The sequence below is a fragment of the Bradyrhizobium sp. genome, from assembly GCF_035570375.1.
GTDB lineage: Bacteria > Pseudomonadota > Alphaproteobacteria > Rhizobiales > Xanthobacteraceae > Bradyrhizobium.
The window spans coordinates 1-21,957 of record NZ_DATMLW010000123.1; the positions used below are offsets into that span (position 1 = coordinate 1).

A 21,957-nucleotide genomic window follows, 5' to 3' on the forward strand; every position below is an offset into this window, starting at 1 on the left:
CAGGTTCCGCCCGAGACGCAAGTCGTCATCGACTTCGACGACAATCGCGCGGCTTCCGCCCTCGTCGGCCCCTACGGGCAGAACCTCGCGCAGATCGAGCGCCGGCTCGGCATCGTCGTCGATTCCCGCGGCAACCACATCACCATTGCCGGCTCGCGCGATGGCTGCGACGCGGCGCGGCGCGTGCTGGAAACGCTCTATGCGCAGGCGGTGAAGGGCCAGGACGTTGCCCAGGGCGACGTCGAAGGTGCGATCCGCGCCGTGATCGCGCAGGGCTCGCTGTTCGAATACGACGCCAAGGCGGCGAAGTCGGCTTTCGAGATCATCAATCTGCGTAAGCGCCCGGTGCGGGCGCGCACCGCCGCGCAGGACTCCTACATCCGCGCGCTGAAACGCCACGAGCTGGTGTTCGGCGTCGGTCCCGCCGGCACCGGCAAGACCTGGCTCGCGGTCGCCCATGCCGCGCAACTATTCGAGCGCAAGGAAGTCGACCGTATCATCCTGTCACGGCCCGCAGTCGAAGCCGGCGAGCGACTAGGCTTCCTGCCGGGCGACCTCCGCGAGAAGGTCGATCCTTACTTGCGGCCGATCTACGATGCGCTTTACGACGTCATGGATGCGCGGATCGTCGAACGCGCGCTGCAGACCGGCGAGATCGAGATCGCACCGCTCGCCTTCATGCGCGGCCGCACGCTGACCAATGCCGCCATCATCCTGGACGAGGCGCAAAACACCACCTCGATGCAGATGAAGATGTTCCTGACCCGGCTCGGCGAGAACAGCCGCATGATCGTCACCGGCGATCCCTCCCAGGTCGACCTGCCGCACGGCCAGACCTCGGGTCTGGCGGAAGCGGTCAGGCTGCTCGACGGCGTCGAGGGTATTTCGCAGGTGACTTTCACCGCCGAAGACGTCATCCGCCATGAGCTGGTGGCGCGAATCGTCGCGGCCTATGAAGGAGTGCCGCAGCGCTCGGCAACCCGCAAGACTTGATGCCCAAAACTGCCGCTAGTGTCCCGATTCCAAAGTTCGCATCATTTTGCGGGCACCTCGTTTGCGAACTTCGGAATCGAAAGGACACTAGTAAGCCATTGTTTCTAGTGTGGCTTTGGTTCAGAAGTCCGCATGACCGAACTTGCGGCAATAATGATGCGGACTTCTGAACGCCACACTAGTGCCGCCGATTTGAAGTTCCTGCAGCGCAAGCGGCAAGCTCAATCCAGGAACTTCAAAATCGAGAAGCGGCACTAGAGCCATAGGTTTGCTGGTGCCCATGACTTTCCGAAATTCGTGAAAAGTGGTTGCTGCGATGGTAGACGAACTTCGGAAAGCGGGCACCAGAAGTGCACGGGGAGAGAATTCCCGTCGCGAACAGAATTCCGGACCGATGGCACAATCTGCCGTTCCCATATCGGAGGTTCTCGTCGTCGCCGAATGCTGGCAGACCGAGCCGGACTCCGAGGCCGTCATTCACCGCGCGATAGCGACCGCTGCCGGATTGGTCGCTGCCGATGTCGGAGAGACCGAACTCGCTATCATGCTGACCGACGACGCCGGCATCCGCACACTGAACAGGAACTGGCGCGGCATCGACAAGCCGACCAACGTGCTGTCGTTTCCCGCGCTGCAACCGACCGGCCCGCGCGGCCACACGGATGCGCCGCGCATGCTGGGCGACATCGCCATTGCCTACGAGACGACGCGAAGGGAGGCCGACGAGGAACAGAAGCCGTTCGACCATCATCTCAGCCATCTTGCGGTTCACGGTTTCCTGCATCTGGTCGGTTACGACCACGAAAAAGACGAAGAGGCCGGGACGATGGAAGAGCTCGAGCGGGAAATCCTCTCCCAACTCGGCATTCCCGATCCCTATGCGGAACGGATGGGCTGAGATGACGGACTCAGAACCGGTCCACGACAATCCGCGCACGACGCGCAACCTGCCGGCGGTGGTGCAGGAGGGCGAGGTCATGCGACCTGCGGCCGAGAATTGGCTCGCTCGCGCGATCCGCACCCTGTTCGGATGGAAACCGGGATCGGTCCGCGACGACCTTCAGGTCGTGCTCGATGCCAGCACGCCGGACGAGGTAGGCTTTTCGGCCATCGAGCGCACCATGCTGCGCAACATCCTTTCCCTGCATGAGCGCCGCATCGCCGACGTCATGATCCATCGCGCCGACATCGTCGCGGTCAAGCGCGACATTCCGCTCGGCGAACTGATGAGCCTGTTCGAGAGTGCGGCGCATTCCCGATTGGTGGTTTACAACGAGACCCTGGATGATCCCGAAGGCATGGTTCACATCCGCGATCTCCTGGCGTTCATGACCGCACGGGCGCGGAAAGCCGAGACCGGCAAGGCCAAACGCAAGAAGCCTCTCCCTGCGGGTCTTGACCTGCGCGCCGTCGACCTGGCGCTGCCGCTTTCGCAGGCCGACATCATCCGGAAACTCCTGTTCGTGCCGCCCTCAATGCGGGCGATCGATCTGTTGGCACAGATGCAGGCCTCGCGCATTCACCTGGCGCTGGTCGTCGACGAATATGGCGGAACCGACGGACTGGTCTCGATCGAGGACATCGTCGAGCAGATCGTCGGCGAGATCGACGACGAACATGACAGCGACGAGCCGCCGGCCATCGTACGGCAGGCGGACAATTCCTTCATCGCCGACGCCCGCGCCAGCCTCGATGACGTCCGCTCCGTCATCGGCGAGGAGTTCGTGACCGGTGAAGCCGGCGAGGAGGTCGAGACGCTGGGCGGCTTTCTCGTGACCCATGTGGGCCGGCTGCCGGTGCGTGGCGAGGTCATTTCGGGTCCGGGCAATTTCGAGATCGAGGTGCTTGACGCCGATCCGAGGCGCGTCAAGCGGCTGCGCATTGCCCCGCGCAAGGAGCGCAGCCCGCCTCGTACCCAGCGCGAGAACCGCCGCCGCGAATCCGCGAGCGACAGCGGATCGGCGCCAACCGGCAACCCTGCGAACCCGCCGAACGATGGAGCCGGCTCGTCGTGAGCGGCGCAAGCAGACTCCGCGCGGCCGGCCTTGCGATCATTCTGGCATGGGGATGGAAACGCGCGACCATCGCGCTGCTCGCCGGGGCGCTGTCGGCGCTCGCGATGGCGCCTTTCAATGCCTGGCCGGTGCTGTTTGCGACCTTTCCCGTCGTCGTCTGGTTGATCGACGGCGCGGGCGGCGGGCGGCTGCGCGGCGTGCCGGCCGCCGCGATCGCCGGATGGTGGTTCGGGCTCGGTTATTTCGTGTCGGGACTGTACTGGATCGGCTACGCCTTCCTGGTCGATGCGCCCACCTTCGCTTGGCTGTTGCCGTTCGCCGTGCTCGGCTTGCCCGCTTATCTTGCCCTGTTCACGGCGCTGGGCTTCGGGCTCGCGCGGCTACTCTGGGCGAAAGACGGCTCACGGGTGATAGCACTTGCGGCAAGTCTGACCGTCAGCGAATGGCTGCGCGGCCATGCGCTCACCGGCTTTCCATGGAATGCGTTCGGCTACGCGCTGACCGAGCCGCTGGCTCTGGCGCAGGCGGGCTCGCTGATCGGACTGTGGGGCATGACCTTTCTCGCCGTGGCGATCTTCGCAAGCCCGGCCATGTTGATTGAGGAAGGTTCGCGCGAGCGCAAGCCGTGGATCGCCCCTGCGTTGGCCCTGATGTTGCTGCTTGTCATGGGAATTTTTGGCGCGGTACGGCTGCAGACACAGCCGACCAGAATGCTTGCAAATGTCAAGCTGCGCATCATGCAACCCAATCTGCAGCAGGACGTGAAGTTCAACTACGCCGCCAAGGCGGAGGTGATGAGGAAATATCTGGCGCTGTCGGATCGCGCATCCACCCCGCAATCCACAGGCGTGCGTGACGTCGGCATTCTGATCTGGCCGGAATCGGCCTTCCCGTTTTTTCTGACCCGCGAAGCCGACGCGATGGCGCAGATCGCCGATCTGTTGCCCAAGGGGACAGTCCTGATCACCGGTTCGGTACGTGCGCCGGACCTGCCGCCGGGCACGCGGGTGACCCGTGCCTATAATTCGATCTACGTCATCGATCACGATGGCGGGGTGCTGTCGGTTTACGACAAGTTGCATCTGGTGCCGTTCGGCGAATTCCTTCCGTTCCAGCACTTGCTGGAAAAAATCGGCCTGGAGCAACTCACCAGGGTTCAGGGCGGCTTCATTCCCGGCACCAGACGGCGCACCATGGAGATTCCGAATGCGCCCCGGGCACTACCGTTGATATGTTACGAGGCTATCTTTCCCGGTGACGTTGTCGATCGCGGCGACCGCCCGGGCTGGATCGTCAACCTCACCAATGACGGGTGGTTTGGAATTTCAACGGGTCCCTATCAGCACCTGCAGCAGGCGCGATTGCGCGCGATCGAGCAGGGATTGCCGGTGGTTCGTGCAGCAAATACAGGCATATCCGCGGTGATCGATCCATGGGGACGGATCGTCGCGCGGCTCGGCCTCGGGCTCGAAGGCGTACTCGACTCCGGCCTGCCTGCGGCCATCCCGCCGACGATCTACGCACGCACCGGCGACATGCCCGTCGTCATCGTCATCATTGCTGCGCTGCTGTTGATTGCTGGACGCCGCTTTGCCGATCGATTCGCCTGACGATGACGCCGGTCCGCGGTTTGGGATGCGGCCAAAAGCTTAAACCACGCAAATCCGCCTGTTGACAGACCGACGGTGCAATTCGCATTCTGGCCCCATAAGGCAAAATAGCCCTCGGCACACCGAGGCAATCATCCGTCTTTTTGCTTCATCGCGCTAACGCAAAATCCCAGGGAGTGTCGACGATGGCGACCAAGGCGCCCAACCCTGTTGACAAATATGTCGGCAGTCGGGTGCGCATGCGCCGCATCATGCTCGGGATGAGCCAGGAGAAGCTCGGCGAAGCGCTTGGCCTGACGTTTCAGCAAATCCAGAAATACGAGAAGGGGACCAACCGGGTCGGCGCAAGCCGGATTCAACAGATCTCGGAAATACTTCAGGTGCCGGTGTCGTTCCTGTTCGAGGGCGGACCCAGCGGAACGCCCTCCACCGGAGGATTTTCCGAGGGGAGTTCGCCCTCCTATGTCTCGGATTTTCTCGCGACCTCGGAGGGGCTGGCGCTGACCCGCGCGTTTACGCGCATTACCGATGCCAAGCTTCGGCGCAGCATCGTGGAGTTGGTCGAACAGATCGCGGCGCGCGAACAGCCGGAAAAGCTCTGAAATCAACCATTCGCTTCGAACCCCCGAACAGCGCGAACCCGATCCGGGCCGGCTGTTGCCCGTCGGACAATGTTGCTATTGAACACGCGAGTTCGATGGCCGCGCGTCCAAAGGCCGCATGTCAATTGCAAAAGGCTGGAAATGCTGACCACGTCCTCCAACCCCTTCGATGCGAAAACCATTCTCGATGGCATCCGCCGCTGGGTCGAGATCGAAACTCCGACGGAAGCACCCGACCACATCAACAGGCTCGCGACCCTGGTCGCGGACGGCTATCGCGGACTGCCGGTCGCGATCGAGCGGGTCGCAGGGCGTTCCGGCTGCGGCGACCACCTCATCGTGCGGTCGTCATGGGGGCAGCAGCGCCCCGGAATCCTGGTGCTGAGCCACCTCGACACGGTTCATCCGCTTGGCTTCATCGAGCGTCTGCCGTTTCGCCTGGAAGGCGACAGTGCCTTCGGCCCCGGTATCTATGACATGAAGGGCGGGGCGTATCTGGCGTTTCACGCCTTCCGACTGCTTTGTGGGAAAGGCGAGCGACCGCCGCTTGGCGTGACCCATCTCTACGTCTCGGACGAGGAGATTGGCAGCCCGACGTCGCGCGCGATGATCGAAGCGGAGGGACGCAAGGCAAAATACGTGCTCGTGACCGAGCCCGCCCGCGACGGCGGCAAGGTCGTCACCAGCCGCAAGGGGGTGGCGCGCTTCGAGGTCTTCGTCAAAGGCGTTCCCGCCCATGCCGGCACGCGACCGGAGGATGGCCGCAGCGCGATCCGCGAACTCGCCAACGTCATTCAGACACTTCAGGCCATGAACGACCTCTCGCGCGGCGTAAGCGTCAATGTGGGCGTTGTCAGAGGCGGCACCAGGCCGAACGTGATCGCCGAGGAGGCCTATGCCGAGGTGGACATGCGCCTTCCATCGATTGCGGATGCCGACGAGATTATTCCGAAAGTGTTGAACCTGGCCTCGCAGACCGATGGCGTCGGCATCAGCGTGACGGGTGGATTGAATCGTCCGCCATATGAGAAGAGCAACGCCGGAGCGGCCCTGTTCGAGCACGCCAAAATGCTTGCCGCCGAGCTCGCCTTCGAGCTTTCGGACACTTTCACCGGCGGCGGTTCCGACGGCAATTTCACCGCAACCCATACGGCAACGCTCGACGGCCTCGGCGTCGACGGCCGGGGTGCTCACACCCATTACGAGCAGCTGTATATTTCATCGATCGAACCGAGGGCGCGGCTGATGCATCTCCTCTACCAGACGCTGCGATGAGCGCGGCGATCCGCAACCCCGAAAATCACGATGCCCGGTCCGGCGAGGATATCGCCGCTCGCAGGCCCGGCTCCTTCTTTGGCCGGCGCAAGGGTCACCGCTTACGCGCGCATCAGGCCGATTTGATGGAACATCTGTTGCCGCGGCTTTCCCTGAACATTGCCGGTCCGCCGCCGGCCGAAATCATTCGCCTGTTCGATGCGCCGGTCGACAATGTCAGGCTGGAGATCGGATTTGGCGGCGGTGAGCATCTGAGTGCCGAAGCGCGCGCCTTTCCCGACACCGGCTTCATCGGCTGCGAGCCCTACGTCAACGGCATGGCGAAGATCCTGGCAGCGATCGAGCAACACAACATCACAAATATCCGGCTGTTTGCAGGAGATGCGGCCGAGTTGCTGGCGTGGATGCCAAAACACTCGCTGGCGCGGATCGACCTTATCCATCCGGACCCATGGCCGAAACGGCGGCACTGGAAGCGGCGCTTCGTGCAGGACGCGACCATCAAAGCCATGGCGCGTGTGCTCAAAGCCGGGGGCGAGTTTCGTTTTGTCAGCGATATCGACGACTATTGCGGCTGGACGCTTTCGCATTTTTCGCGCTCGCCCGACTTCGTATGGACCGCGGAGCGTGCCTGCGATTGGCGCGAGCCATGGCCGAATTTCACGATGACGCGATACGGACTTAAAGCCGAACGCGAAGGTCGGCAGGCCACCTATCTGCGGTTTCGGCGCGTCGGCTAGCCCTTGAAATGAAAATGGAATCAAGGCTAACAGTCACTCGAAAGCCCGGAGATTGTGCGGCGTGCCTTTCAACCTCGACGAGCGCTTCATCGCCGCGGCGGAGCAAAAGCTCGGGGCGTCGCTACCCTATTCATATCGACAAGCAATGATGACGGATAACGGGGGGAGGTGTTTGCCCACGATGATGTTTGGAATTTGCATCCCATCCTGGATGCGTCCGATCGCAAGCGTGTGAAACGCTCCTGCAATGATATTTTGCGCGAGACCGCGTTGATGCATGATTGGCGAGGCTGGCCGGAAAACGCACTTGCTATAGGTAGCAACGGCGGCGGCGACAGATTAGTTCTGCTCAAGGTGAACCGACGCTATGAGCCTACCATCTATGTGTGGCTTCAGGACTCACGCGAATTGGTGGCGGTGGCAGACAGCTTTTCAGACCTGGAGCGCTTCCGGCCGAAGACTCCCTAGATCATGATGCGATTGAGCGGAATCGCTTCATGATCTCATCTCTTTGTTTGAGCATGATTTCCGCGCAAATGCCTTTCCGCGTTTGTCGCGAGGGAAAACCGGTTTCCACTTTTCCGGATCGTGCTCCAGGGTAGCTACGGCCGGCCCTTCCAGTAGTCGAGCATCCGCTCCGCGGTCGAAGGCATGAGATGCGCAAAGTTCGACCGCACGTTCTCGATGTCGGTTGGCGAAGCGATCCGGGTCGGCCCCAGCTGGAGCAGAACCAGGGCGCGCACGGTTGCCCATTGCAGTCCGATCGCCTTGCCGACGATCAGGATCGGGTCGTGACGCTCGCCGCCCATCAGACGATCGAGCGTTGCGATCTGCACACCCGACATCGCCGACAAGGCCGCCACCGTTTCCTCATATCTGTACTCCTTGGCAAAGCCGAGAAGCGCCGCTTCGTTCAGGTTGCCGGCGCGATGAAGCGCAAGCACGGTGCGTTGCGCAGGCACAAAATCCGTGCCGCTGTCGATCCCGCTGTCGCCGCCGGCAATCTCGCTCATCGCCCGGCCGATGGCGGCTTGCCTTTCGGGCGCGGCCATTTCGAACATGCGGCGGCGGACAACCTCGATCGAACCCGCCAGGAGTTCCCTGAGCAACCGATCCGGCAGATCTTCGCGCTGGCCGAGCTTGAGCGTCAAAACGCCATCGGTGCCGGCACGCCTGATCAACGCGGAATATCCGCTGCTTGAAAAAAGCGCTCCCGCATTGGCCGCCGTGCGCCTGACGACGTCGCGGTCGCCGCGGCGAAGGATCACGTCGGTAAGGCCGGCAGACAGCGTCGGCCGCTCCGTGATCGCCATGAGATGCCCCTGACCTTTCATGCGCGCGATTTCGATCAGCATCTGCTGATCGAGCGCAGGCGAACGCCGCAACACCGGGGCGGCGACCGACAGCTCGTCCTCGCGGGCGAGTTGGCCGAGCAAGATTTTGGGTCCATTGGCAAGCGCGGAAAGTTGCCAGGCGAGATCGGCGCGGGCAACAATCCCGGTGTGCGGCACGAGATCGATCAGGACCCGGTCGAACAGTTCGACATGATCCGGCTGGAAAGTCGCGGCTCCCTGCACCAGCAGTTCGGCGATCCGGCGGACCGCATCCGCCAAGCGCCTGGGATCGCCTGCCTGACGATTTCATCGAGACCGGGGATCAAGGAAGCTGCGACCGACATGAAATTCACTCAAACCCGGCGCCGTCTGCGGGTTTTCGAGCAATCTAGGCGGGCGTGGTGAAGGAAGAGTTAGGCTTGAAATCGGCCCTTTCGGATGCGCCCAAAATCGCGGTCCGCGCGTTTGCCGGGCCTTGCCGGAGCTCTGAAAAAACGCTATATCAGCGGCAACTTATAGTTCTCATACGATCGCGTATTGAGAGTGGGCCCCCCGGGACCCGCTCTTTTTTATTACCCGAACGGGCCCGGCGAAAGCTAAGCGCAAGGGACCGGCTCGGGCACACCGGCGGGACCCGAGCGCTTTTTGGCCCGCCCAACGCAAAGCCGTCAGAACACCGCATTCGAGACCGCCAAAAAGGCAACGTTTGACACTGGAAATGACCGATCCAACCGCTGGTTCCGTGGACATCGAGCTGCTTGCCGAGCCGCGCCTCGTCATCGAGCCGGGTGTGGCGGCGCGGGTGTCGGCGATCGCCACTCCAGTCCTGCAGGGAATGGGGTACCGGCTGGTGCGGATCAAGATATCGGGCGAGGCCGGCTGCACCGTCCAGATCATGGCGGAGCGGCCCGACGGCTCGATGCATATCGAGGATTGCGAGGCGATCTCGCGGGCGTTGTCGCCGGTGCTCGACGTCGCCGACCCGATCGACCGTGCCTACCGGCTGGAAATTTCCTCGCCCGGAATCGACCGGCCGCTGGTGCGGCGCTCCGATTTTGAGCGCTTCGTCGACCATCTCGTTAGAATCGAAATGGCGATCGCTCATCAGGGCCGCAAGCGGTTCCGCGGCACGCTGGCTGGCGTCGAGGGCAATGCCGTTCGGCTGCATCGCGACGACGCGAAGGCAGGCGAAGAAAGCGATATTCTTCTTGTGATGGAGGAGATCGCGGAGGCGCGGCTCGTGCTCACCGACGAATTGATCGCGGAGTCGATGCGGCGCGGCAAGGCCGCCGAGCGGGAACTCAAGCGCAGCCTCGGATTAGAGCCGCCGCCCGCCGCGCATGTCCGCAATCGCACGACAAGACCGGCGAAGAAACCGGTTCCGAACAACAGCAAACAGCATCGCCTCGCCGCGGAAAGAGCACGCAGAGGCGAAATCGATCCTGATAGAGGAGACTAAGCCATGGCAGTCAGTGCCAACAAACTCGAATTGCTGCAGATCGCCGACGCGGTCGCGCGCGAGAAATCGATCGACCGCGGCATCGTGATCTCGGCCATGGAAGACGCCATCGCCAAGGCGGCGCGCGCCCGCTACGGAAGCGAGACCGACGTCCACGCCGAGATCGACGCCAAAAAGGGCGAGCTTCGACTGTCGCGCCACATGCTGGTGGTCGAGAACGTCGAGAATTCGGCCAACCAGATTTCACTCGAGGATGCCCGCCGCGCCAATCCGGGCGCGCAGATCGGCGACACCATCGCCGACACGCTGCCGCCGCTGGAATATGGCCGCATCGCCGCGCAATCGGCCAAGCAGGTGATCGTGCAGAAGGTGCGCGAAGCCGAGCGCGACCGGCAATATCAGGAATTCAAGGACCGCATCGGCGATATCGTCAACGGCATCGTCAAGCGCGTCGAATATGGCAGCGTCATCGTCGATCTCGGCCGGGGTGAGGCCATCATCCGTCGCGACGAGATGCTGCCGCGCGAAGTGTTCCGCAACGGCGATCGCGTCCGCGCCTATATTTTCGACGTGCGGCGCGAAACGCGGGGGCCCCAGATTTTCCTCTCCCGCACCCACCCGCAATTCATGGCGAAACTGTTCGCGCAGGAAGTTCCCGAGATCTATGACGGCATCGTCGAGATCAAGGCGGTGGCCCGCGATCCCGGCTCGCGCGCGAAGATCGGCGTGATTTCGCGCGATTCCTCGGTCGATCCGGTCGGAGCCTGCGTCGGCATGCGCGGATCGCGCGTGCAGGCGGTCGTCAATGAATTGCAGGGTGAAAAGATCGACATCATTCCCTGGTCACCGGATATTGCAACCTTCGTCGTCAATGCTCTCGCACCCGCCGAAGTCTCCAAGGTGGTGATCGACGAGGACCGCGAGCGGATCGAAGTCGTGGTTCCCGACACCAACAACCAGCTCTCGCTGGCGATCGGCCGGCGCGGGCAGAACGTGCGCCTCGCCTCGCAGCTGACCGGATGGGATATCGACATTCTGACCGAGCAGGAGGAATCCGAACGCCGTCAGGCCGATTTCGAAAACTCCACGCGGGTTTTCATGGAATCGCTCAATGTCGACGAAGTCGTCGGCCAATTGCTCGCCTCGGAAGGCTTTACCTCGGTTGAGGAACTGGCGCTGATCGATGTCAGGGAACTGGCCGGCATCGAAGGCTTTGACGATGAAACCGCCAACGAGTTGCAGAATCGCGCCAGGGAATACCTGGAACGGCTCGAGACCGAACTCGAGAACAGGCGCAAGGAACTCGGCGTTGACGATGCATTGAAGCAGGTGCCCGGCGTAAGTTCGAAGATGCTGGTGAAATTCGGCGAGAATGACATCAAGACGCTGGAAGATCTGGCCGGCTGCGCTACCGACGACCTCGTCGGCTGGACCGAACGCAAGGAAGGCGGCGAGCCGACCAGGCACGCCGGCATTCTCGACGGCAACGAAGTCTCGCGCAACGACGCGGAGAACATGATCATGCAGGCGCGCGTTCTGGCCGGCTGGATCACCCAGGCCGATCTCGACAAGACGACCGAGGGGGCCGAGGCCCCCGAAGGCCAGCCGGCCTGATCATTGGAGCCATGCCTTCCCGATGCTCGCGCTTGCTGACCTCGAACTCGATCATGGGCCGCGGACGGATAAGTCCGCGACCATGCGAATGTGCGCGGTCAGCCGAAAAGTGCAGCCGATCGGGGAACTGATCCGGTTCGTGGTCGCTCCGTCCGGCGAGGTGATCGCGGATCTGAAACGCAAGCTTCCCGGCCGGGGGCTTTGGGTTTCGGCCAGCCGCCAGGCGGTTGCGGAAGCGGTCCGGCGTCACCAATTCGAGCGGGGATTCAAGCGCGACGTGCGCGTGGCGCCGACGCTTGCCAGTGACACCGAAGCCGTGCTGGAACGTTTTGCGGTCGAGGCTCTCGCTGTTGCCGCCAAGGCGGGACGGGTGGTTTCCGGTTTTGCCAAGGTGGCCGACACGCTCGGGCGACAGGGACCAATCAGGGCTCTGATCCACGCTTCCGACGGCGCCGCCGAGGGAATTCGCAAATTGGACGCCATGGTCAGGCAAAATGGCCAAAATCGCGACAAAAAGGCGGATATCCCCGTGGTTAACGCGCTGACCTCGGAACAATTGGATTTGGCACTTGGCCGCTCAAATGTGATACATGCTGCGCTGCTCGCGGGCCCCGCGAGCAGCACCTTCCTGTCGCGCAGCCATATGCTGGTCCGATACCGGATGGCGGGCGACGACGGAGCGGCCGGCAAGCCGGCCAAGAATTCGCCGACACACACTGTGCAGACACGCACGATGAGAGAAGATTAGGACTGCTGAATGGTTGATACGAAAACCCCTGGCGACAAGACACTCAGTGTCCCGACCAAGACCTTGACGCTCAAGCCGCGCGTCGAGACGGGCACCGTGCGCCAGAGCTTCAGCCACGGCCGGACCAAGCAGGTCGTGGTGGAGAAGCGCGGCAAGCGCCGGGTCGCCGGAGAGGCGCCTGCCGCGGAGACGCATGCACCGGAACCGGTGGCGGTCAAGGCGGCAACGCCGGCCCCGGCACCGTTGACCCGCGCCGCGCCCCCTCCGGCGGCGCCTCGCAGAAATTCCGGTTTGGTTTTGCCCACGCTCACCGAAGACGAGCGCACCGCACGCGCCAGCGCGCTGGCGGATGCAAAGCTGCGCGACATCGAGGAGCGGCGGCTCGCCGAAGAGGAAGCCAAGCGGCGCAGCAGCCGCGAAGGCATCGAACAAGCCGAGCGCGAAGCCGCCGAGGCGCGCCGCAAGGCCGAGGAAGAACGTCACCGTCAGGACGAGGAGGCCAAGCGAAAGGCTGAGCTCGAAGCCAAGAAGCGTTTTGGCGAGGCCGAGGCCCAGCCGCAACGTCCGGTCCGCCCCGCGATACCCGTGGCGCGGGCGCCCGGGATTGCCGCCGACATTTCCGACGAAGACGAGGGACCGCGTCAGGTCAGGCGCGGCGCCGGCGGCGCTGCCCGCTCGGCCACCGCCCCGAAGGCGGCCAAGCCCGCGCCGCAGAAGCAGCGCGGGCGGCTGACGCTCGTCACCGCACTCAATGCCGACGACGTCCGCGAGCGCTCGATCGCCTCGTTCCGCCGCCGTACCCAACGCCTGAAGGGACATCAATCGAACGAGCCGAAGGAAAAGCTCGTTCGCGAGGTCGTCATTCCGGAAGCCATCACGATCCAGGAACTCGCCAACCGGATGACCGAGCGCGCCGTTGACGTCATCAGACTGCTGATGAAGCAGGGCGCCATGCACAAGATCACCGACGTGATCGATGCCGATACCGCGCAGCTGATCGCCGAGGAAATGGGCCACACCGTCAAGCGCGTCGCCGCGGCCGACGTCGAGGAGGGCCTGTTCGACGTCGTCGACAACTCTACCGATACCGAGCCGCGTTCGCCGGTGGTGACCGTGATGGGCCATGTCGACCACGGCAAGACGTCGCTGCTCGACGCGCTTCGCCACGCCAATGTGGTCTCCGGCGAAGCCGGCGGCATCACCCAGCATATCGGCGCCTATCAGGTGACCTCGCCGGAAAGCGGCAAGAAAATCACCTTCATCGACACGCCCGGTCACGCCGCGTTTACCGCGATGCGCGCCCGCGGCGCCAAGGTGACCGACATCGTTGTGCTGGTGGTGGCCGCCGATGACGGCGTCATGCCGCAGACGGTGGAGGCGATCAATCACGCCAAGGCGGCGAAGGTGCCGATGATTGTCGCCATCAACAAGATCGACAAGCCGGACGCCAGGCCCGATCGCGTTCGCACCGAGCTGCTGCAGCACGAGGTCCAGGTCGAATCGCTTGGCGGCGAGGTTGTCGACGTCGAAGTCTCCGCCAAGAACAGGACCAATCTCGACCGGCTGCTCGAGATGATCGCGCTGCAGGCCGATTTGCTCGACCTCAAGACCAATTCGTCGCGCCCCGCCGAAGGCACCGTGATCGAAGCCAAGCTCGACCGCGGCCGCGGTCCGGTCGCGACCGTGCTGGTGCAGCGCGGAACCCTGCGGGTCGGCGACATCGTGGTCGCAGGCGCCGAGATGGGCCGCGTGCGCGCGCTGATTTCCGACCAGGGCGATACGGTGGAGGAGGCCGGTCCTTCGGTGCCGGTCGAGGTGCTCGGCTTCAACGGGCCGCCGGAGGCGGGCGATCGCCTCGCGGTGGTCGAGAACGAAGCCCGCGCCCGTCAGATCACGAGCTATCGCGCGCACCAGAAGCGCGAGAACGCCGCCGCCAGCATTTCCGGAATGCGCGGCTCGCTCGAACAGATGATGTCGCAGCTCAAGACGTCGGGCCGCAAGGAATTCCCGCTGGTCGTCAAGGCCGACGTGCAAGGCTCGCTGGAAGCGATCCTCGGCTCGCTGGAAAAGCTCGGCACCGAGGAGGTCGCCGCCCGCATTCTGCACGCAGGTGTCGGCGGCATTTCGGAATCCGACGTGACGCTCGCGGAAGGCTTCAACGCCGCGATCATCGGCTTCTCCGTCCGCGCCAACAAGGAAGCGGCGGCGGCAGCCAAGCGCAACGGCATCGAAATCCGCTACTACAACATCATCTACGACCTCGTGGATGACGTGAAGAAGGCGATGTCCGGCCTGCTCGCGCCGACGCTGCGCGAGACCATGCTCGGCAACGCCCAGATCCTGGAAGTGTTCAACATTTCCAAGGTCGGCAAGGTCGCCGGATGCCGCGTCACCGACGGGACCGTGGAGCGCGGCGCCAATGTCCGCCTGATTCGCGACAACGTCGTCGTGCATGAAGGCAAGCTGTCGACGCTCAAGCGCTTCAAGGACGAGGTGAAGGAAGTGCAAGCCGGTCAGGAATGCGGCATGGCGTTCGAGAACTACGGTGACATGCGGGTCGGCGACGTTATCGAGTGCTATCGCGTGGAATCGATCCAACGCAGCCTGTAAGTCCAAATCTTGCGAAGCGCGTGGTTTTTATTGACTGAAAATGCAGCGTCATGGCCGGGCATAGGCGAGCGAAGCGACGCCGTTCTTCGAACGGCTACCGGCCATCCACGTCTTGGCCAATTCAACAGGAAAGATGTGGATGCCCGCGACAAGCGCGGGCATGACGAATCGAGAGACGACGATGCCCCGCCACCAGAAAAGGAGTTCCGCCGCCGGCGGCTCGCAACGCCAATTGCGCGTCGGCGAGATCGTGCGTCACGCCATGGCGGACATCCTGGCGCAGGGCAGCACCCATGATGTCGAGCTCGAGGGCCACATCATTACCGTTCCCGAGGTGAAGATGTCGCCGGACCTCAAGCTCGCGACGATCTTTGTCATGCCGCTTGGCGGACGCGACACGCAAAGAGTGCTCGCGGCGCTCGAGCGCAACAAGAAGTTCCTGCGCGGCGAAATCGCGCAGCGCGTTAACCTGAAATTTGCCCCCGATATCCGCTTCCGGCTCGATGATCGATTCGATGAAGCGGAGCGCATAGAGAAATTGCTGCGAACGCCGGCGGTGCAGAGAGACCTCGCGCCAGACGCGCGCCGATCCGGCTCGCACGAATCCGATGAGTGATTGATGATCATGACGAGCGCAAACAGCCTGATCCAACCACCGACCGGCGATTCGGACGAGCTTGCAACAAACCATTCAGCGCGCCGTGAGGGCGATCACGCCCCTGCGGGCAGGCAGCCACGCCACCACAATCAGCCGCGCCGCGAAAAACGCGACGTCCACGGTTGGGTCGTGCTCGACAAGCCGATCGGCATGACCTCTACCCACGCGGTCGCGATCGTGAAGCGGCTGTTCCAGGCCAAGCGCGCCGGACACGCCGGCACGCTCGATCCTCTTGCCTCGGGCGGACTGCCGATCGCGCTCGGCGAGGCCACCAAAACCGTCCCATTCGTGATGGATGGCCGCAAGCGTTATCGCTTCACCGTGGCCTGGGGCGAGGAACGCGACACCGACGACACCGAAGGCCGCGTGGTCAAAACCAGCGAGATCAGGCCATCTGCGGAAGCAATTTCGGCCCTGTTGCCGCGCTTCACCGGCGTGATCGAACAAATCCCGCCGCAATATTCCGCAGTCAAGGTCGAGGGCGAGCGGGCCTACGACCTGGCACGTGACGGCGAGAGGGTCGAGCTGAAACCGCGCCGCGTCGAGATCCACCAATTAACCCTTGTAGAACAATCAGATAGCAGTCATTCCGTGTTCGAGGCCGAGTGCGGCAAGGGAACCTATGTCCGCGCGCTGGCCCGCGATATCGGGCGGATTCTGGGCTGTTTCGGTCACATCTGCGCGTTGCGTCGGACCGTCGTCGGCCCGTTCGGCGAAAACGACATGATTCCGCTGGAACAGTTGGAGGCTTTGTGCGATAGAGCCGCGTCCGGCGAGGGCAGCCTCGCCGACGCGCTGTTGCCCGTTGAGACCGCGCTGGACGACATCCCGGCACTGGCCGTCACACGGGCGGATGCGGCAAGGCTCCACAGGGGCCAGGCCGTTTTGTTGCGCGGACGGGATGCGCCCAATTGTAGCGGCACAGTCTATGTCACGGTCGCAGGCCGGCTTTTGGCCCTCGCTGAAATTGGCAATGGCGAACTCATCCCCAAGCGCGTGTTCAACCTGACCGGGCTGACTGCCAGTCCGGCTCGCAACAATGAAAGTGTCTGACGATGTCGATTACCGCCGAACGCAAAGCGGAAGTCATCAAAACCAATGCCAAAAAAGCCGGCGACACCGGCTCCCCCGAGGTTCAGGTCGCGATCCTCTCGGAACGCATCAACAACCTCACTGACCATTTCAAGAGCCACGTGAAGGACAATCATTCGCGTCGGGGCTTGCTGAAAATGGTCGCGACGCGCCGTTCGCTTCTCGATTATCTCAAGAGGAAGGACGAGGCGCGTTACCTGGCGCTGATCGAAAAGCACAACATTCGGCGCTGAGCTTCGCGCGCGCATGTTTGCGCGCGTGGTTGCGCGTGGTTGCGAAAATGGCGGCTTTTCGGCCTTTCGAGCAAGGTCACGCGCATATGGGGTGGGAGCCTTTGCTGGTTCGCACCAGGGCATGATCTTCGAAGCCGTTATCTTCGAAGCCATTGTTCGATCGTGCCCGCACAGAAGTTCGTCCAGCAGCACTCCGGCGACTGGACGATGACGGGCAAGGTGCCCGTCGCGCGGGTCCAAGGCGAGGACGCCTTCAGTCCCGTTCCAAATCGCAAAGGATGAATGCCATCCCGCATATCAAGACCATGGCAGGATCGCCGGGCGCTGATCGGAAATCGCGATCAGCGTCCCGCAATCTTGCGCATGGTTTTTGTGTGCCGGACTTTCATGCCTTGCGTGAACCCATGAAAGAAGACCGCAATGTTCGATATTCATACAGTCGAGATCGACTGGGGTGGACGACCCCTCAAGCTTGAAACCGGAAAACTGGCCCGTCAGGCCGACGGGGCTGTCATCGCAACCTACGGCGAGACCGTGGTGCTCGCCACCGTCGTCGCCGCCAAGACGCCCCGCGAGGGCGTCGACTTCCTGCCTTTGACCGTCGACTATCAGGAGAAGAGTTACGCCGCAGGCCGCATACCCGGCGGCTACTTCAAGCGCGAAGGCCGGCCCACCGAGAAGGAGACGCTCGTCTCCCGCCTGATCGACCGCCCGATCCGCCCACTGTTCGTGGAAGGCTGGCGCAACGAAACCCAGGTGATCGTGACGACGCTGTCGCACGACATGGAAAACGATCCCGACATTCTTTCCATGGTGGCGGCTTCCGCGGCGCTGACCCTGTCGGGCGTGCCGTTCAAGGGCCCGATCGGCGCCGCCCGTGTCGGTTTCGTCAATGACGAATATGTGCTCAATCCCACGCTCGACGAAATGGTCGACACCCAGCTCGACCTCGTCGTCGCCGGCACCTCGGATGCCGTGCTGATGGTGGAATCGGAAGCCAGAGAACTCAACGAAGACATCATGCTCGGCGCCGTGATGTTCGGACATCGGCATTTTCAGCCGGTGATCAGCGCGATTATCGAACTCGCCGAAAAGGCCGCGAAGGAGCCGCGCGAGGTTCAGACCGCCGACGAAAGCGCGCTGGAAAAGGAAATGCTGGCGCTGATCGAGACCGATCTGCGCACGGCCTACGCCATTCCCGTGAAGCAGGAGCGTTACGCTGCGGTCGCCAACGCCAAGGAAAAGGTGATGGCGCACTACTTCCCCGAAGGCGAGGAGCCGAAATACGACAAGCTCCGCATCGCCGCGGTGTTCAAGGAACTGGAAGCCAAGATCGTTCGCTGGAACATTCTTGATACCGGCAAGCGCATCGATGGCCGCGACGCAAGGACGGTTCGCAACATCATCGCTGAAGTCGGTGTGTTGCCCCGCGCCCACGGATCGGCGCTGTTCACCCGCGGCGAGACCCAGGCGCTGGTGGTGACCACGCTCGGCACCGGCGAGGACGAGCAGTACATCGACGCGCTGTCGGGAACCTACAAAGAGACGTTCCTGCTGCACTACAACTTCCCGCCCTTCTCGGTCGGCGAGACCGGCCGCCTCGGCGGCACCAAGCGGCGCGAGATCGGCCACGGCAAGCTAGCCTGGCGCGCGATCCATCCCGTTCTGCCGCCGCATCACGAATTCCCCTACACGGTCCGCGTGGTTTCCGAGATCACAGAATCGAACGGTTCGTCCTCGATGGCGACGGTCTGCGGTTCGTCGCTGGCGCTGATGGATGCGGGCGTTCCGCTGAAGCGGCCGACCGCCGGCATCGCCATGGGCCTTATCCTGGAAGGCACGCGCTACGCCGTGCTCTCCGACATTCTCGGCGATGAGGATCATCTCGGCGACATGGATTTCAAGGTGGCCGGCACCGATCACGGCGTCACCTCGCTGCAGATGGACATCAAGATCGCAGGCATCACCGAGGAGATCATGAGGGTGGCGCTTGCCCAGGCGAGGGAAGGCCGCATCCACATCCTCGGCGAAATGGCGAAAGCCCTGACCGCGGCGCGGGCGGAGCTTGGCGAATACGCGCCACGCATCGAGACCTTCAAGATCGCAACCGACAAGATCCGCGAAGTGATCGGCACCGGCGGCAAGGTGATCCGGGAGATCGTCGAGAAGACCGGCGCCAAGGTCAACATCGAGGACGACGGCACCGTGAAGGTCGCTTCAAGCGACGGTGAGTCGATCAAGGCGGCGATCAAGTGGATCAAATCGATCGCCTCCGATCCGGAAGTTGGCCAGATCTACGACGGCACCGTGGTCAAGGTGATGGAGTTCGGTGCTTTCGTGAACTTCTTCGGCGCCAAGGACGGCCTCGTCCACATCAGCCAGCTTGCGCCCAATCGCGTTCAGAAAACCTCCGACATCGTCAAGGAAGGCGACAAGGTCAAGGTCAAGCTGCTGGGCTTCGACGATCGCGGCAAGACGCGTCTGTCGATGAAGGCGGTCGACCAGGCGACCGGAGAAGATCTCGAGGCCAAGCAGAAGGCCGAGGCGCCGCCGCGCGAAGCCGCCGGCGAATAACTCCTTACGGTAAAGAAGACAAAAGGGCGGCCGTTCAGCCGCCCTTTTTGTTTGCGTGCCGAACAGGCGAACGCTGCGGATCGCTATTCAACGACCTCGTCAGCACCCACGAGTATTGAAGGTTGCATCGGAATGCCGAGGTCCCTTGCCGTTCTGGCGTTGATCGCCAGTTCGAATTTTGTAGGTTGCTCGATCGGCAGATCGGCCGGTTTGATTCCCTTGAGAACCTTGACCGCGATGGTCCCCGCCTGTCGCCACAGTGCCGTGAGACTGGGCCCATACGAGAGCAGCCCTCCCGCATCCACATGTTCTCGCCACTGATAGATCGCCGGCAACCGATGCTCTGCGGCGAGATCGATGATTTCGCGAGAAAGGGATGAAAGCGATGGTGAAGCCAGCACATTCAGACCATCGACTCCGCCGGCTCGCGCCGTGCGGAAAGCATCGATCAAATCCTCGCTTTTCTGCACTTCGATGACCTGCAGATCGAGATTCAACGATCGCGCCGCCTTTTCCGTCGCCCCAACCTGCGACGCACCCGTTGTCGGGTCCCACAACGCTGCGACCCGCGAGATTCCCGGAACCATCTCCCGCAACACCGCCAATCGCTTGGCACTGAGCTCGGGAGACATGATCGTCAATCCGGTGGTGTTGCCGCCAGGGCGGGACAGAGAATCGACCAACCCGGTTGCCAGGATGTCGTCGCTGACTGCCACGATCGGAATGGTTCTCGTCCGCTCCCGAACCATTCTTGGGGCGAGATCGCCGAACGCCAGAATGGCGTCCACATTTGCCCGAACCAATTCTCCGGCGAGTTCGGAGAGTTGTTTCGGGCCTGCGCGTGCGTAGCGCAGTTCAATTGCAAGATTGCGGCCCTCTGTGAATCCGAGCTGGCGCAGCGCCAGCGTCAGAGCGGGCATGCGAGGAGGCGCGGGGTACGCTGCGCCAGGCCACAGCACCCCAATCGTAGCACTGGCCAACTGCTGGCCACGCGCCGGGCGTGCCCACATTGCCGCCCCGCCGAGCAGGGCGATGAATTCCCGCCGCCTCATCGGATTTCCCAGCTCAATGTCTGCTCTCACATATCACGCCTGGGGTCACCGAGCGAATCTCGGAGCATCCTCTCGGGCGCTGGCACGTGCGCACCCGCCCCAGGCAGGGACTTCAAACGCAAGCGACAACTTCGGGCCATCGAAAATTTGTCAGCGCTTCATTGCGGGTGCGTCGAACTGGCCTGGATTACCGGCGCGTGATAAATCTCGCCTCTCGCTGCGACGTTGCGTCGCGCATGAGGATCTCCGTGGCAGCGTTCGCACGCCAAGCTTGGAGTACTTGATGTCGCCAACCATCCGTCCCGCCCGCATCGATGAGCATGAAGAGATCGCCCGGGTCTGGATGAACAGCTGGGTCTCGACCGGGCTCGAGAGCGCCAGCAATTTTCTGCTGGCGAAATTGCGCGCGCGTATTTCGCTCGAAACCGAGCAAGGCTGGAGCCTCTTTGTGGCCGATCAGGATGGCGCCATCGCCGCCATGCTGGCGCTGCATTTGCCGAAAAAATATCTCGACCAGCTGTTCGTGGCGCCGGAATATCAGGCGCTGGGCCTCGGCCGTCGCCTGCTTGCTTTCACAAGGCAGCAATTGCCGAATGAAATCTCTCTGCGCTGCGTGCGCGAAAACGAAAAGGCCTGGCGCTGGTATGAGCGCGAGGGCTTTACCTTCGAGACGGAGCAGGTCGAGCCGATGACCGGCTTTGTCATGAAATATTATCGGTGGAAGAAGGAAACCACACCATGATGAAACTCTACTGGTCGCCGCGGTCGCGCTCATTCTCCGCACTCTGGCTGATGGAAGAGACCGGCCAGGCTTACGAGCGCGTGCTGACCGACATCTCCAAGGGCGCGCAGAAGACGCCGGAATATCTGCCGTCAATCCGATGGGCAAGGTACCTGCGCTGCAGGACGGCGAGGTCACGCTTGCCGAGGTGGCCGCGATCTGCGCCTACGTCGCCGAGCTCTATCCGCAGGCGAAGCTTGCGCCGCCGGTGGGCGACCGCTTGCGGGCAAAATATCTCTATTGGCTGTTCTTCGGACCGAGCTGCGTCGAGCCCGCCATGGTGCAGGTCGCAACCAAAATCGAGATGAATCCGACCGCCGCCGGCTGGGGCACCGCCGAGCGCGTATTCGATGTGCTGGACACCGCGCTCAAGCAAGGAAGGTGGATTCTCGGCGAGAATTTCTCGGCCGCCGATATCGTCATCGGATCGGGGCTGAATTTCGCGGTGCGGCTTTTCAAGATAATACCGGCGCGGACCTCATTCGACCGCTACATCGATGCCTGCGCGGCGCGCCCCGCCTTCCAGCGCGCCAGCGCCATCGCCGCGGGATAAGCATGATCCGAAAA

19 protein-coding genes and 2 pseudogenes are annotated in these 21,957 nt (G+C 62.8%); 18 read left to right on the plus strand and 3 right to left on the minus strand.

Annotation, left to right across the window (positions count from 1 at the left end):
* Positions 1 to 993: PhoH family protein (locus tag VNX23_RS12485; protein WP_325630427.1), on the plus strand; the 993-nt coding region annotated here is incomplete at its 5' end.
* 120 nt (positions 994 to 1,113) lie between these two features.
* Here the strand turns inward: VNX23_RS12485 and VNX23_RS12490 are convergent.
* Positions 1,114 to 1,275 carry a hypothetical protein gene (locus VNX23_RS12490; RefSeq protein ID WP_325630429.1) on the minus strand — a complete coding sequence of 54 codons (162 nt, stop codon included), beginning with the start codon at positions 1,273 to 1,275 and terminating at the stop codon, positions 1,114 to 1,116.
* Between the two features lie 112 nt (positions 1,276 to 1,387).
* Here VNX23_RS12490 and ybeY point away from each other — a divergent pair, with 112 nt between their 5' ends.
* The 7 genes from ybeY to VNX23_RS12525 all read left to right on the plus strand — a co-directional run bounded on the left by ybeY (position 1,388) and on the right by VNX23_RS12525 (position 7,703).
* Entirely contained in the window at positions 1,388 to 1,891 is a 504-nt protein-coding gene (gene ybeY, locus VNX23_RS12495; protein ID WP_325630430.1) for an rRNA maturation RNase YbeY, read from the plus strand.
* A gap of 1 nt (position 1,892) precedes the next feature.
* Positions 1,893 to 3,008 carry a hemolysin family protein gene (locus tag VNX23_RS12500; protein WP_325630432.1) on the plus strand — a complete coding sequence of 372 codons (1,116 nt, stop codon included), beginning with the start codon at positions 1,893 to 1,895 and terminating at the stop codon, positions 3,006 to 3,008.
* Positions 3,005 to 4,618 (plus strand): apolipoprotein N-acyltransferase, encoded by a 1,614-nt coding sequence (lnt, locus tag VNX23_RS12505; RefSeq protein ID WP_325630434.1) that lies wholly within the window; start codon positions 3,005 to 3,007, stop codon positions 4,616 to 4,618. Before VNX23_RS12500 ends, lnt begins: the two co-directional genes overlap by 4 nt.
* A gap of 185 nt (positions 4,619 to 4,803) precedes the next feature.
* Positions 4,804 to 5,220, plus strand: coding sequence for a helix-turn-helix transcriptional regulator (locus VNX23_RS12510; protein ID WP_325630435.1), 417 nt, complete (start codon positions 4,804 to 4,806; stop codon positions 5,218 to 5,220).
* Between the two features lie 141 nt (positions 5,221 to 5,361).
* On the plus strand, positions 5,362 to 6,495 hold the full coding sequence (locus tag VNX23_RS12515) for a M20 family metallopeptidase (RefSeq protein ID WP_325630437.1): 1,134 nt from the start codon (positions 5,362 to 5,364) through the stop codon (positions 6,493 to 6,495).
* Positions 6,492 to 7,235 carry a tRNA (guanosine(46)-N7)-methyltransferase TrmB gene (gene trmB, locus VNX23_RS12520; RefSeq protein ID WP_325630438.1) on the plus strand — a complete coding sequence of 248 codons (744 nt, stop codon included), beginning with the start codon at positions 6,492 to 6,494 and terminating at the stop codon, positions 7,233 to 7,235. The genes VNX23_RS12515 and trmB overlap by 4 nt, the downstream gene beginning before the upstream one ends.
* A 168-nt stretch (positions 7,236 to 7,403) precedes the next feature.
* Positions 7,404 to 7,703, plus strand: coding sequence for an SMI1/KNR4 family protein (locus VNX23_RS12525; protein ID WP_325630440.1), 300 nt, complete (start codon positions 7,404 to 7,406; stop codon positions 7,701 to 7,703).
* A 134-nt stretch (positions 7,704 to 7,837) separates the two neighbouring features.
* Here the strand turns inward: VNX23_RS12525 and VNX23_RS12530 are convergent.
* Positions 7,838 to 8,913: pseudogene (locus tag VNX23_RS12530) on the minus strand (DUF2336 domain-containing protein).
* 374 nt (positions 8,914 to 9,287) lie between these two features.
* Here VNX23_RS12530 and rimP point away from each other — a divergent pair.
* The 8 genes from rimP to pnp all read left to right on the plus strand — a co-directional run bounded on the left by rimP (position 9,288) and on the right by pnp (position 19,557).
* A complete protein-coding gene (gene rimP, locus VNX23_RS12535) occupies positions 9,288 to 10,028 on the plus strand; it encodes a ribosome maturation factor RimP (protein ID WP_325630442.1) in 741 nt (246 codons plus the stop codon).
* Between the two features lie 3 nt (positions 10,029 to 10,031).
* The gene (gene nusA / locus VNX23_RS12540; protein ID WP_325630443.1) at positions 10,032 to 11,642 is read left to right on the plus strand and encodes a transcription termination factor NusA; all 1,611 of its coding nucleotides are present in this window, start codon (positions 10,032 to 10,034) and stop codon (positions 11,640 to 11,642) included.
* Between the two features lie 22 nt (positions 11,643 to 11,664).
* The gene (locus VNX23_RS12545; protein WP_325630445.1) at positions 11,665 to 12,390 is read left to right on the plus strand and encodes an RNA-binding protein; all 726 of its coding nucleotides are present in this window, start codon (positions 11,665 to 11,667) and stop codon (positions 12,388 to 12,390) included.
* A 9-nt stretch (positions 12,391 to 12,399) separates the two neighbouring features.
* Positions 12,400 to 15,000 carry a translation initiation factor IF-2 gene (gene infB / locus VNX23_RS12550; RefSeq protein WP_325630447.1) on the plus strand — a complete coding sequence of 867 codons (2,601 nt, stop codon included), beginning with the start codon at positions 12,400 to 12,402 and terminating at the stop codon, positions 14,998 to 15,000.
* 181 nt (positions 15,001 to 15,181) lie between these two features.
* Entirely contained in the window at positions 15,182 to 15,616 is a 435-nt protein-coding gene (rbfA, locus tag VNX23_RS12555; RefSeq protein WP_325630449.1) for a 30S ribosome-binding factor RbfA, read from the plus strand.
* Between the two features lie 3 nt (positions 15,617 to 15,619).
* The gene (gene truB / locus VNX23_RS12560; protein ID WP_325630451.1) at positions 15,620 to 16,711 is read left to right on the plus strand and encodes a tRNA pseudouridine(55) synthase TruB; all 1,092 of its coding nucleotides are present in this window, start codon (positions 15,620 to 15,622) and stop codon (positions 16,709 to 16,711) included.
* Between the two features lie 2 nt (positions 16,712 to 16,713).
* Positions 16,714 to 16,983, plus strand: a complete 270-nt coding sequence (rpsO, locus tag VNX23_RS12565; protein WP_325630453.1) for a 30S ribosomal protein S15 — start codon at positions 16,714 to 16,716, stop codon at positions 16,981 to 16,983.
* Between the two features lie 420 nt (positions 16,984 to 17,403).
* Positions 17,404 to 19,557, plus strand: a complete 2,154-nt coding sequence (gene pnp, locus VNX23_RS12570) for a polyribonucleotide nucleotidyltransferase (protein WP_325630455.1) — start codon at positions 17,404 to 17,406, stop codon at positions 19,555 to 19,557.
* Positions 19,558 to 19,640: 83 nt separating this feature from the next.
* On the opposite strand, the gene VNX23_RS12575 is transcribed toward pnp, so the two are convergent.
* Entirely contained in the window at positions 19,641 to 20,609 is a 969-nt protein-coding gene (locus tag VNX23_RS12575; protein WP_325630457.1) for an ABC transporter substrate-binding protein, read from the minus strand.
* A gap of 280 nt (positions 20,610 to 20,889) precedes the next feature.
* On the opposite strand from VNX23_RS12575, the gene VNX23_RS12580 reads away from it, so the two are divergent.
* Both VNX23_RS12580 and VNX23_RS12585 read left to right on the plus strand, forming a co-directional pair.
* Positions 20,890 to 21,351, plus strand: coding sequence for a GNAT family N-acetyltransferase (locus tag VNX23_RS12580; protein WP_325630459.1), 462 nt, complete (start codon positions 20,890 to 20,892; stop codon positions 21,349 to 21,351).
* Positions 21,348 to 21,943: pseudogene (locus VNX23_RS12585) on the plus strand (glutathione S-transferase family protein). The gene VNX23_RS12580 and the pseudogene VNX23_RS12585 overlap by 4 nt, the downstream one beginning before the upstream one ends.
* Positions 21,944 to 21,957 lie beyond the last annotated feature (14 nt).